The organism is Aureibaculum luteum (genome assembly GCF_003449015.1).
GTDB classification, from domain to species: Bacteria; Bacteroidota; Bacteroidia; order Flavobacteriales; family Flavobacteriaceae; genus Aureibaculum; species Aureibaculum luteum.
The window spans coordinates 614,307-626,462 of the sequence record NZ_QRGD01000001.1 but is presented as its reverse complement, the minus strand read 5'-3'; the positions used below and the strand labels follow the sequence as shown (position 1 = coordinate 626,462).

9 protein-coding genes are annotated in these 12,156 nt (G+C 31.8%); 8 read left to right on the top strand and 1 reads right to left on the bottom strand.

The annotated features are described in order from the left end of the window. Nucleotides 1–6 precede the first annotated feature (6 nt). The 5 genes from uxuA (at nucleotide 7) to D3P13_RS02780 (ending at nucleotide 5,571) form a co-directional block, all read left to right on the top strand. Nucleotides 7–1,197: a mannonate dehydratase gene (gene uxuA / locus D3P13_RS02800; RefSeq protein WP_117879767.1), complete on the top strand. Its 1,191-nt coding sequence runs from the start codon at nucleotides 7–9 to the stop codon at nucleotides 1,195–1,197. Beyond that, nucleotides 1,197–2,609 carry a glucuronate isomerase gene (gene uxaC, locus D3P13_RS02795; RefSeq protein WP_117879766.1) on the top strand — a complete coding sequence of 471 codons (1,413 nt, stop codon included), beginning with the start codon at nucleotides 1,197–1,199 and terminating at the stop codon, nucleotides 2,607–2,609. The genes uxuA and uxaC overlap by 1 nt, the downstream gene beginning before the upstream one ends. Nucleotides 2,610–2,795: 186 nt before the next feature. Next, entirely contained in the window at nucleotides 2,796–3,770 is a 975-nt protein-coding gene (locus D3P13_RS02790) for a TRAP transporter substrate-binding protein (protein ID WP_198679944.1), read from the top strand. Nucleotides 3,771–3,772: 2 nt separating this feature from the next. Next, nucleotides 3,773–4,264, top strand: a complete 492-nt coding sequence (locus tag D3P13_RS02785; RefSeq protein ID WP_117879765.1) for a TRAP transporter small permease — start codon at nucleotides 3,773–3,775, stop codon at nucleotides 4,262–4,264. A gap of 2 nt (nucleotides 4,265–4,266) precedes the next feature. Next, entirely contained in the window at nucleotides 4,267–5,571 is a 1,305-nt protein-coding gene (locus D3P13_RS02780) for a TRAP transporter large permease (RefSeq protein WP_198679943.1), read from the top strand. A gap of 18 nt (nucleotides 5,572–5,589) precedes the next feature. Here the strand turns inward: D3P13_RS02780 and D3P13_RS02775 are convergent, their stop codons facing one another. Then, a complete protein-coding gene (locus D3P13_RS02775; protein WP_117879764.1) occupies nucleotides 5,590–6,621 on the bottom strand; it encodes a substrate-binding domain-containing protein in 1,032 nt (343 codons plus the stop codon). A 421-nt stretch (nucleotides 6,622–7,042) separates the two neighbouring features. Here D3P13_RS02775 and D3P13_RS02770 point away from each other — a divergent pair, with 421 nt between their 5' ends. From D3P13_RS02770 to D3P13_RS02760, 3 genes are read left to right on the top strand one after another with little or no spacing between them, the layout of a single operon-like run. Next, nucleotides 7,043–9,391: a chondroitinase-B domain-containing protein gene (locus tag D3P13_RS02770; protein ID WP_198679942.1), complete on the top strand. Its 2,349-nt coding sequence runs from the start codon at nucleotides 7,043–7,045 to the stop codon at nucleotides 9,389–9,391. A 41-nt stretch (nucleotides 9,392–9,432) separates the two neighbouring features. Next, nucleotides 9,433–11,724 (top strand): alginate lyase family protein, encoded by a 2,292-nt coding sequence (locus tag D3P13_RS02765; RefSeq protein WP_117879763.1) that lies wholly within the window; start codon nucleotides 9,433–9,435, stop codon nucleotides 11,722–11,724. Between the two features lie 26 nt (nucleotides 11,725–11,750). Further along, a complete protein-coding gene (locus tag D3P13_RS02760; RefSeq protein ID WP_117880237.1) occupies nucleotides 11,751–12,125 on the top strand; it encodes a cupin domain-containing protein in 375 nt (124 codons plus the stop codon). The last annotated feature ends 31 nt before the right edge of the window (nucleotides 12,126–12,156 follow it).

Genomic DNA, 12,156 nt, shown 5'->3' with positions numbered 1-12,156 from the left:
ATAGATATGAGCTTAAAATTAGAACAAACATGGAGGTGGTATGGGCCAAATGACCCCGTTTCTCTATCAGATATAAAACAGGCAGGTGCAACAGGTATTGTTTCTGCATTACATCAAATTCCGAATGGTGAAGTATGGCCAGTCGAAGAAATAAAGAAAAGAAAAGCAATCATTGAAGAGGTTGGGCTAACATGGTCTGTAGTAGAGAGTGTTCCTATTCATGAAGATATAAAAACTCAGAATGGTGATTTTCATACCTATATCAATAATTACAAACAAACACTTTCTAATTTAGGTGCTTGTGGTATTGATACAGTATGTTATAATTTTATGCCAGTGTTAGATTGGACCAGAACTAGTTTAGATTATGAAGTGTCAGATGGCTCTAGAGCCTTACGTTTTGATGCCACGGCATTTACTGTTTTTGAAGTGTTTTTATTACAAAGACCTGGAGCAAAAGAAAGTTATTCTACAGAGCAAATCGCTAATGCGGAAGCTATGTTTGGTCGAATGAGTGATGCTGATAAAAAGTTATTGATTAAAAATATTATTGCAGGATTACCTGGTGCAGAAGAGGGATATACATTAGAAGAATTCAATGCTATTCTTGCAACGTATAATAGTATTGGTCCAAAAGAACTAAAAAAGCATCTTTTTAATTTTCTAGAACAAATTATACCAGCAGCTGAAAAAGCAGGCGTGTTAATGTGTATTCATCCAGATGATCCTCCGTTTCCAATTTTAGGTTTACCACGTGTTGTTAGTACAGAACAAGATATTCTCGATTTGTATAAAGCAGTGGATAGTCCAAACAACGGATTAACTTTTTGTACGGGTTCATTTGGAGTTCGTCCTGATAATGATTTGCCAGGAATGGTTGAGCGTTTGGGAGATAGAATTCATTTTATCCATTTAAGAGCCACCCAACGTGATGAATTAGGTAATTTTTATGAAGCCAATCATTTAGAAGGTGATGTAGATATGTATGGGGTAATGAAAGCTCTTATTCTTGAACAAAGAAAAAGAAAAGCGGCAGGAAGAGCTGATCTAAGAATGCCAATGCGTCCTGATCATGGTCATCAAATGTTAGATGATCTAAGTAAAAAAACGAACCCTGGATATTCAGGTATCGGACGATTAAGAGGTTTGGCCGAATTAAGGGGATTGGAATATGGAATTTCTAAAAGTATAAACTAATGCATCAAATAAATTCTAAAACATTTATTACTGAAAATTTTCTTTTAAATTCAAAAGAAGCAGAAATTTTATATCACGACTATGCTAAATATATGCCGATAATTGATTATCACAATCATTTATCTCCAAAGCAAATAGCGGAGAATTTACCTATCGGAAATATTACAGACGCTTGGTTGGGCGGTGATCATTATAAGTGGCGTGGAATGCGAGCCAATGGTATTGATGAAAAATACATAACGGGAAATACTTTAAAAGAGGATAAATTTAATAAGTGGGCTGAAACAGTGCCGTATACATTAAGAAATCCATTATTTCATTGGACGCAGTTAGAGTTAAAAAGGTATTTTGATATTGATGATATTCTTCAACCATCAACGGCATCTGAAATATATAAAAAAGCAAATTCCGTTTTGGCAACAAAAACACCTGCGGACTTGTTGGAAGATATGAATGTTGAGGTTATCTGTACTACAGACGATCCAATTGATAGCTTAGAATATCATATAGCTATCGCTAAAAGAAATATATTTACCAAGGTTTTACCTACTTTTAGACCAGATGGGTTACTTCAAATTGATGCGGAAAATTTTTCTGATTATATTAAAAAATTAAGTGCGTGTGTTGGGTATTCAATTAATAATTTGAATGAATTATTAAAAGCAGTTCAGAGTAGAATTGATTTTTTTGATACACAGGGTTGTAGGCTTTCAGATTATGGATTAGAGCAAATTTTCGCCTACGACTTTACTGAAAAGGAAGCTGATTCTATATTAAAAAAACGATTGGCCAATAAAGTAATTACAAAGGGTGAGTCTAATTTATACATGTCTTTTATTTTATATAAATTATGTAAAATGTATCATGCTAAAGGGTGGGTGCAACAGTTTCATTTAGGAGCTTTGCGTAACAATAATAGTCGTCTACTTAAAGAGGTTGGTGCTGATGTTGGTTGTGACTCTATAGGAGATTTTAGTCAAGCTGAAGCGATGTCAAAATTGTTTAATAGGTTAGATTCTGAAAAATGTTTAAGTAAAACAATTACTTATAATCTGAACCCATCTCAAAATGAAGTTTTTGCAACCATGATGGGTAATTATAGTGAAGGTGGTGTTATAGGTAAAATGCAATGGGGATCAGGCTGGTGGTTTTTAGATCAGAAAGATGGAATGGAAAAACAAATAAATACGCTTTCAAATATGGGACTTTTAAGTCGCTTTGTGGGGATGTTAACGGACAGTCGTAGTTTATTGTCTTATCCGAGACATGAGTATTTTAGAAGAATTTTATCTAATTTAATGGCTGAAGATATTAGAAAAGGATTAATTCCAAATGATCTTCCTTTTGTGGGTAAAATGATACAAGACATCTGTTATCATAATGCAGTGAACTATTTTAAGTTTAATAAGTAGAATTAAGTTTAATAAATAGATGCAATCGATTGTATTTTGTTATATTTGTAAAATTTCATGCGTTAAATTAGAGAATTTATTATTTTAACGCAATGAAAATGAAATACAACAACCCAGATTCGGATACCTATAAATTATTAATTATGACATTCTATCTGACCATTAAATAACAATAAATAGTTACCGATGAATTATAAATTTATACTTATCGCAATTCTTATCGCAAGTATTATTTCTTGTGAAAAAGTAGATGACACAAAGATGTTGTATTTAGCACATGGTTTACCGCAAACACATCCTGTGCACAAAGGGATATTAGAATTTAAAAAAGCACTAGAAATAAAATCAGGTGGAACTCTAAAAGTTAAAATTTTTCCTGATGCCCAATTGGGTTCAGAAAGAGAAGTACTAGAATTATTGCAAATTGGTAGCGTAGCAGCCACTAAAGTGAGTGCAGCCACGCTGTCTAATTTTGTCCCTGAATATCATATTTTAGGTATACCTTATTTGTTTAAAGATAAAAAACATCAATTTGAAGTATTGGAAGGTCCAATTGGCAAATCCATATTAGAAAAAGGATCTAAGTTTTGGTTACGAGGTCTTTGCTATTATGATGCCGGAAGTAGAAGTTTTTATACCAGTACTAAGGCTATTAGAACTCCTGATGATTTAAAAGGACTTAAAATTAGGGTAATGAACAATCAAATGGCGATTAACATGGTTAATTCCATGGGAGGTTCAGCTACTCCGTTGGCTTATGGAGAACTTTACACTGCCATTCAACAGGGAGTTGTAGATGGTGCGGAAAATAATCCTCCATCATTTGTGTCTTCCAATCATTATGAAATTAGTAAATACTATACGTTAGATCAGCATTCTTCAGTACCAGATGTGCTTTTAATCGGTACTAAATACTGGGATAAATTATCTGAAGAGGAAAAAATATGGGTTCAAGAAGCAGCTGATGAATCTGCACAAGCGGAAAAGGTTTTTTGGAACAATTCTGTTGAAGAGTCTATGAAAATAGCGAAAGAAGCAGGAGTTGAAATTATTATACCAGACAAATCTTTATTTGCTGAAAAATCTAAATCTGTTGTTGAAGAGTTTGTAAAAGAACATCCAGAAATGGCTTCAATTGTAGAACAAATTAAAAATCAATAATTATGAGTAAATCTGAGCTTGTTTTTAATAAAGTTAATCGAATTCTAGAATGGTTCTTGATTTTAATTTTTGCACTTTTAGTATTAGATGTTTTGTTTCAAGTATTTTCAAGATATATAATAGGAAGGTCTTTTACTTGGACAGAAGAATTTGCTCGTTTTTCATTAATTTGGATGACCGTTTTGGGGGCTGCATATCTCAATGCTAAAAGAGAGCATTTGTCAATGGATTTTGTATATGAAAAACTTTCACCAGCCAATAAAAGAAAAGCATCTATTCTAATTGAGCTTTTTATTTTTCTTTTTGCATTTATTGTTATGGTTGTTGGTGGTGGTAATTTGGTGTATACAACCTTACACTTAGAACAATTGTCAGGTACGCTTCGAATTCCTTTAGGTTATGTATATGCAATTATGCCTTTTAGCGGGTTGTTAATCATGATCTTTTCGATATATCATATCACAAGAATTTATACCAACAAAATAAGTAATTAATTATGAGCATAGAAGTTATTAGTATTATCGTTTTGTTTGTAAGTTTCTTTGGACTTTTGTTATTAAAAGTTCCTGTTGCTTATAGTATTGGTATCGCAACAACCTTAAGCCTTTTGTTGAATATAGATAAAATGCCAGGTATAACTACAATTGCTCAGCGAATGACAACAGGTATTGATAGCTTTGCCTTACTCGCCATTCCATTTTTTGTACTTGCAGGTGAAATAATGAAACGAGGAGGGATAGCGAATAGATTAATAAATTTTGCAAAATCGTTAGTGTCTAGTCTTCCAGGAGGTTTGGCTTATGTAAACATATTGGCATCAATGCTGTTTGGTGCTATATCAGGTTCTGCTTTAGCTGCTGCTTCTGCTATTGGATCTATTATGACGGATAGGATGGAAGAAGAAGGATACCCAAGAACATTAAGTGCTTCAATTAATATTACAGCATCAACAACAGGCTTATTAATTCCACCGAGTAATATTCTTATCGTTTATGCTTTAGCAAGTGGAGGAACAGCTTCTGTTGCAGCATTATTTATTGCTGGATACATTCCGGGAATTTTGTTAGGTTTTGCTATTATGGGTTATGTTGCTTTTATCGCCATAAGTAAAGGGTACGCTAGAGGGAAGCGAGCAACTCTTTTTGAAGTTTGGACTTTCTTTAGAAAAGCCTTTTTTAGTTTATTATTATTGGTAATTGTAGTTGGCGGAATTGTGGCTGGTATTTTTACAGCAACAGAAGCGTCAGTAATTGCTGTGTTATATGCCGCAGTCTTGTCTCTGATTTATGGAGATATGAAAACAAAGGACTTTCCTGATGTATTACTAACGAGTGCAAAAACAACTGCTGTGGTTATGTTTTTAATCTGTACTTCTATGGCTATGTCTTGGTTGTTTTCTTTTGAAGGAATTCCTGAAATGATAAGCACGTTTTTATTAGATTCTTTAAATAATAAATTTGCCATCTTTTTAGCAATTAATATTATTCTACTTGTTGTTGGAACATTTATGGATATGACCCCTGCTGTTCTAATATTTACGCCAATATTTTTACCAGTAGTTACTGCATTAGGGATGGATCCAGTGCATTTTGGAATAGTGATTGTGTTAAACCTTTGTATAGGTATTTGTACACCTCCTGTGGGTACCTTGCTCTTTGTAGGTAGTGGTGTCGCAAAAGTTTCAGTCACGCAAGTAATAAAACCGCTATTGCCGTTTTTAGCGATAATGGTAGCTGTATTAATGTTGATTAGTTACATTCCTGAAATATCAATGTTTTTACCTAGATTATTTGGTTTGTAAAAAGCTGATTTTCTTTGTTTACACTTCAATAATATTTTCCTTTACGATGATGTCTATTGGTATTTCAATATTTAAATCTGAAGCATCTTGTTCTGTAATGTATTTATACAACCCTTTTATGGCAGCATAACCTTGATATTTTGGATTTTGATCAAGAATAAAGTTTATTTTATCATTTTTTAAACACTCAATGTTCTCTTTATTCATGTCAAAACCAATTACAAATGTATTTTTAATATTGTGTTTTTTAAGAATTGGGGGAATCATATGAGATCTAGAGTTTGTTACAAAAATCCCTTTAGTGTTGTTGTTTTTAAATAACTTTTCCAATTCTTCCGTAAATGTAAAATTACTATCTACAGCGTGGGTTATCGTTTTAATATTTATGTCTGTATCGATGGATTTTAAAAAGGTTCTAAAGCCGTTTTCTCTTTGTTTTCCATTGGCGTGTATTCCTTTGTCGTTACTAATATTAACTATAAAATAGTGACCATCGTTTCCCACTAAGCCGTGTAGTAATCTACCTGCAACCATACCCGCTTTTTCTGAGTTTTGACGAATAAAATTTGCAGTAGCATGTAATGGTATTTCTGTGTCTAAAAAAACAACTGGAATGTTTATTGATTCGGCAAGATTTAATAAAGAATTGCTCGCGTTCTTGAAAAAAGGAACGGTAACTATGGCGTCATAATTTTTAAGGAAAATATTTTTGACTTGTGTTTTATATGTTGATGAATCCGTAAAATCGTAAAAATAGGCCATAACACCGAGTTCTGTGAGCTCATCAATTGCTTTTGTAATTCCTTTTTTGGGTAGTTTCCAATAGCTCCATTTTGTACTGCTTTTCGGTGTTAATATGGCAATCTTTATTTTTTTAGTAGCAGCCAGTTTTAGTCGACTTGCCGTGGTGTTTTTGGAGTAGCCAATTTCCTCGATAATTTTTAAAACTTTTTTCTCTGTTTCTTTAGATACACCAGACCTTTTATTCAGCACTCTATCTACTGTTCCAATTGAAACATTGGCTAATTTTGCTATACGTTTTATTCCCATATTGTATTTAGAACAGTGTTCAATGATAAGGGCGATAGCCCTTCGTTATTAACAAATTTAAAATAATTATTGTGAACGTTAACGATTCTGAAAAATAGTTTTAATTTCAAAAGCTAATTTTTGAATTCAAAAGATCTTTTACTTGATTTTAGTAGTTAAAAGAAGCAGTTGATTTTTTATCATAATTTAGTAATGTTTTAAATTATCGAATGAAAGCCATTGTTCAATAAATAAATATCTATATATTTGGTAAACCAAACTGGTTAACCAATTTGTGTTTTGATCTAAAACTTTGAACTAAAAGTGATTTAATACTAAAGTTTTAATTTCTTAAAAATTAATATATTTTATCAATTTTCCCTTTTGAAATATGGGTAAAATCATAACCAAACTAACTATTAAACTTAATGATTTCACTACAATGAATACAATTTTAAACTCCCAATTAAATATTAGAAAAGGTTTACTTTTTTTTAGTTTAGTAATTATGATGATTAGCTGTAAGGGCGATCTAAAGACTGACGTTACCGTTGGTGTCGTAAAAAATATAGCGGAATTAGATGAGGCCATTTCAAATGCAAGGCCAGGTGATAATATTGTTTTAGCAAATGGTATTTGGAAAGATGTTCAAATTAAATTTTTAGGGGAGGGTACTGAAAAAGCTCCAATTACATTAAGAGCAGAAACGCCAGGTAAGGTTTTTATTGAAGGTGTTTCTAATTTAGAAATGAGTGGAGATTATTTAAAAGTAAATGGATTGTTTTTTAGAAACGGACATTCTCCTACTGAAAATGTAATTGCATTTAGAACTAGTAAAGATAGTGTTGCTAATTACAGTAGTGTTTCTAATTGTGTAATTCTTGATTTTAATAACCTCGAACGAGATCAAGATAATCTTTGGGTTCAGTTTTATGGTACACATAACAAACTAGATCATTGTTATATTGCTGGTAAAACGAATGGTGGTCCAACAGTTAGGGTAGATTTAAAAGGAAATCAAAGTATTAGAAATTATCATCAAATTGTCAATAATCATTTCGGACCAAGACCCAGAAAAGGAGGTGCTAGAGGAGAAACCATTCAATTAGGAAGTAGTTTTACTTCTATGAGTCCAAGCAATACCACTATTGCAAATAATTTATTTGAAGAATGTAATGGGGAAGTTGAAATCATTTCAAGTAAAACAAATTTCAATCTAATTAAAAATAATGTCTTTTATAAAAGTGAAGGTTCTGTGGTTACTCGTCATGGAAATTATGCCACAATAGATGGTAATTATTTTATTGGTGACGGTAAAAACAAACAATTTGGAGGAATTAGAATTGTGAACACTGGTCATTGGATTATCAATAACTATTTTTATAATATTATCGGAGAAAATTTTAGAAGCCCGCTAGCGGTTATGAATGGAATTCCAAAATCACCATTAAATAGATATAATCAAGTTACTGATGTTGTGGTTGCATATAATACCTATGTTAATTGTAAATCGCCATGGCAATTTGGAGTAGGAACAAATATCGCTCAAGCAGATGTACTGCCTAAATCAGAAATACGTTCTGCTAGGGCACTTAGAACAGAGGTTGTCAATAATATTATTTATAATAAAATTGGAGATAAAAATATAATTATTGAACATGATAAGGCTGATGGTGTTACCTTTAAAAGTAACATTGTTAATAACCAAGGTGTCGCTTTTGATAATCCAGAAAGGATTGGGGCAACTGAATTTGAATTGACTAAAGTTAGTGAAAACATATTTTTACCTAAATTAACGAGCGAATTTGAAATTTATAAAGGTTTTGGATTTGAAAAAATAACAAAAGATCTTTTTGGAAATTCTAGAGAAGATAAAAATTCAATTGGAGCAGCAGTTCAAGGGGAGTTTAAAGATCCAGCTATTTTAGATAAAACGAAATATGGAGCCGATTGGTATTCTAATGTTGTAGAAACTGCTGTACCTAATGTTATTGAGGTTACGGCAACTAAAGGGGAGTTAGAAACTAAAATAGCCGCAGCAAAAGCAGGAGATGTGATCTCTTTAAGTCCAGGAACATATAACGTTTCAAAATCAATAGTAATTAATAAAATAATTACAATTCAATCAAAAGATAGCGAGAAAGCTGAAATTGTTTTTACAGGAGCAGACAATACGCCAGTATTTGAATTAAATCCTTACGGAATCTTAACTATTAAGAATGTAATACTAACGGGAAATGATAAGCAACAAGCTTTTTCTAACCTTAAAGAAAATATGTCAAATCATTTTGGATTGACCGTTTCTGGTTGTGAAATTAACAACTTTAATTATGTCTTAAAGGCATATAAGCAGACATTTGCTGAGGAAATAACTTTTAAAAACACGGCTATTTCTGATTGTGAAAACGGAATTGAATTATCGGAAGAAACAAATGACAGAGGAGATTATAATACGGAGTACTTAACAATAGATAATTGTCAATTTACAAACGTAAAACAAAATGTGATTGATTATTATCGTGGTGGTTATGATGAATCAACTATTGGTGGTAATTTATTAGTAACCAACAGTACGTTCACTAACTGTGGAGCTCAAGAAAAGAATAGAATTTTATTAAATCATAGAGGGATTGTGAATGTAACTATTAATAAAAATACATTTACTAATAATAGTGTTCAATTTGTTTCTATTTTATGGGGAGCAAAAAATAATGTAGCATCTGAAAATAGCTTTTCAAATTCTGGGAAAATAAAAACAGAAGAGAATTTAGTAATGAAACTTATGTATTAACTTCATACGTTAATTGCTTTATAAAATATATAAAACTAATTATGAGATCAAATAGTAAAACCCAATTATTTCGAATTATAACACTACTTATAATTGTTGCTATAGTTGGATGTAAAGAATCGTCAACGAATGAACAGGGTGGTGAAAAAGTCGATAAAACTACATTAAATGATGGCGATCATCCCAAACTTATTTTAACTAAAGCAGGAGTAGAAAGTATCAGAAAGCAATTAGGTAATATTCCCATTTTTGACAATACCTTAAAAGCGGTTCAAGAAGAAATAGATGCGGAAATTGCATTAGGAATAGATACGCCAATTCCAAAAGATTACTCTGGTGGTTATACACATGTTCGTCATAAACGTAACATGATTGTATTACAAAAAGCAGGTGTCTTATATCAAATTTTAAATGATGAAAAATATGCGAAGTATGTAAAAGATATGTTGATGCAATATGAAGCGATGTATAAAACATTACCTGTACATCCAAAAACAAGATCTTATGCAAGAGGTAAATTATTTTGGCAATGTTTAAACGATTCTAATTGGTTGGTTTATGTGAGTCAAGCTTATGATTGTATCTATAACTATTTAACCGAAGAAGAGCGTAACAAACTAGAAACAAATCTTTTTAAACCCTTTGCAGATTTCATTTCTGTTGGTAATCCACAGTTTTACCAGAGAGTCCACAATCATAGTACATGGGGGAATGCAGCAGTGGGAATGATTGGTCTAGTAATGAATGATGAAGTATTAATAGATCGTGCATTGTATGGTATTAAAGGAGCTGAAATGGATAAAACAGCTAAAGATGATGATGGTGGGTTTATTAATAAAGACGGTACGGCTGGTTTTTTAGCGAATATAGAAGAACCTTTTTCTCCAGATGGATATTATAATGAAGGTCCATATTATCAACGTTATGCCATGTATCCTTTTTTAGTTTTTGCTGAAGGATTACATAATGTTAAACCAGAATTAAAGATTTTTGAATATAAAGAAGGTGTCCTTTTAAAATCTATTAATGCACTTTTAAATTTATCAGATGCAGATGGAGAATTTTTTCCACTTAACGATGGTCAAAAAGGAATGTCCTATTATAACGATGCTTTAGTTACTGCAGTAGATATTTCATATCATTTTGGAGCACAAGATCCGGGATTATTAAGTATTGCAGAAAAACAAAATAAAGTATTGCTAGATGATTCTGGTTTGGCGGTAGCACTGGGTATAAAAAATGGAAAGACAAAACCTTTCTTAAAAAAATCGATTAATTTATCTGATGGGCCTGATGGAAAACAAGGAGGTGTTGGTATTTTAAGAAATGAAGATATAGAACTTGTTTTTAAATATGCTGCTCAAGGTTCTAGTCATGGTCATTATGATAAATTATCGTATTCATTGTACGAAAATGGTGAAGAAATAATTCAAGATTATGGTTTAGCACGTTTTGTAAATATTGAACAAAAAGGTGGCGGAAATTATCTGAAAGAAAACAAAACATGGGCAAAACAAACTATTGCTCATAATACAGTAACGCAAAATGAAAATTCGCATTATAATGGCGAGTTTGAAATTGGAAGTAAGCATAATCCTGAACTAAATTATTTTTCTTCAGATAATGAGTTTGTAAAAGTTGTAAGTGCAAAAGAAGTCAATGCATATCCTGGGACTGAAATGTTGCGTACTATGGCAATTATTAAAGATGATGAATTAGAAAAACCATATGTATTAGATATTATGAAAGTGGTTTCTAATAAAGCGAATCAATATGATTTTCCGTATTATTTTTTAGGTCAGGTATTAAATTCAAATTTCGAATATAAAATACCTACTACTTTAAAACCTCTAGGAAATAAAAATGGATACCAACATTTATATGTGGAAGGTTCAGCAAAAGCGAATCAAAATGATACTAAATTTTCTTGGTTGAACGAAGGTAAATTTTACACCTTAACAGCTGCAACCAATGTTAATGATGAAATACTTTTTACCAGAATTGGAGCAAATGATCCAGAATTTAACTTACGTAGAGAAGCTGCAATAATGCTCAGACGAAAAAATACGAAAAACACACTTTTTGTTTCTACTATTGAAGCACATGGGAGTTATAGTCCAGTTTCAGAATCTGCTGTGAATTCAAAAAGTAGTATTATAGCACTAAAAGTGGTCTTAGATACAGCTGAGTATACAGCTATTTCAATAACAACTATTAGAGGAAATACTAAACTGTTTATAACAGCAAATACAAACGCTTCAAAAGAAGCTAAACATATATTAAAAATAAACGATAAGAGCTATACTTGGGTAGGTTCTTATTATTACAAATAAACTTAAATATAAAAGAAATGGCAAAAATGAATCGAGTTAGTGAAAAATACGTTATTGCAAAAGACTTACAATGGGAAGAGCTTGGAGGAGGAGTATCAAGAAAATTCTTAGGTTATGATAATCAAATCATGATGGTAAGCGTGAAATTTGACAAAGGAGCATTAGGTGCCCCACATCAACATTTTCATACGCAAGCTACTTATTGTGTTTCAGGTAAATTTGAATTTGAAATTGATGGAGTAAAGCAAATAGTAGAAGCTGGAGATGGAGTGTATATTGAACCTAATTTATTGCATAGTGCAGTTTGTTTAGAAGAAGGACAGCTCATTGATACATTTAGCCCGGTAAGAGAAGATTTCTTAACAGGTGATGGACCTTCTTATTTTGGAGATAAAAAGTAATAAGAAAATATGCTGCTAACTTCGGTAGTAT

Excerpts from the sequence above, each read along its gene's own strand:
- D3P13_RS02770 (WP_198679942.1), top strand. The coding sequence starts at position 7,043 with ATGAATACAATTTTAAACTCCCAATTAAATATTAGAAAAGGTTTACTT.
- D3P13_RS02790 (WP_198679944.1), top strand. The coding sequence starts at position 2,796 with ATGAATTATAAATTTATACTTATCGCAATTCTTATCGCAAGTATTATT.
- D3P13_RS02780 (WP_198679943.1), top strand. The coding sequence starts at position 4,267 with ATGAGCATAGAAGTTATTAGTATTATCGTTTTGTTTGTAAGTTTCTTT.
- uxaC (WP_117879766.1), top strand. The coding sequence starts at position 1,197 with ATGCATCAAATAAATTCTAAAACATTTATTACTGAAAATTTTCTTTTA.
- D3P13_RS02775 (WP_117879764.1), bottom strand. The coding sequence starts at position 6,621 with ATGGGAATAAAACGTATAGCAAAATTAGCCAATGTTTCAATTGGAACA.
- D3P13_RS02765 (WP_117879763.1), top strand. The coding sequence starts at position 9,433 with ATGAGATCAAATAGTAAAACCCAATTATTTCGAATTATAACACTACTT.
- D3P13_RS02785 (WP_117879765.1), top strand. The coding sequence starts at position 3,773 with ATGAGTAAATCTGAGCTTGTTTTTAATAAAGTTAATCGAATTCTAGAA.
- D3P13_RS02760 (WP_117880237.1), top strand. The coding sequence starts at position 11,751 with ATGAATCGAGTTAGTGAAAAATACGTTATTGCAAAAGACTTACAATGG.
- uxuA (WP_117879767.1), top strand. The coding sequence starts at position 7 with ATGAGCTTAAAATTAGAACAAACATGGAGGTGGTATGGGCCAAATGAC.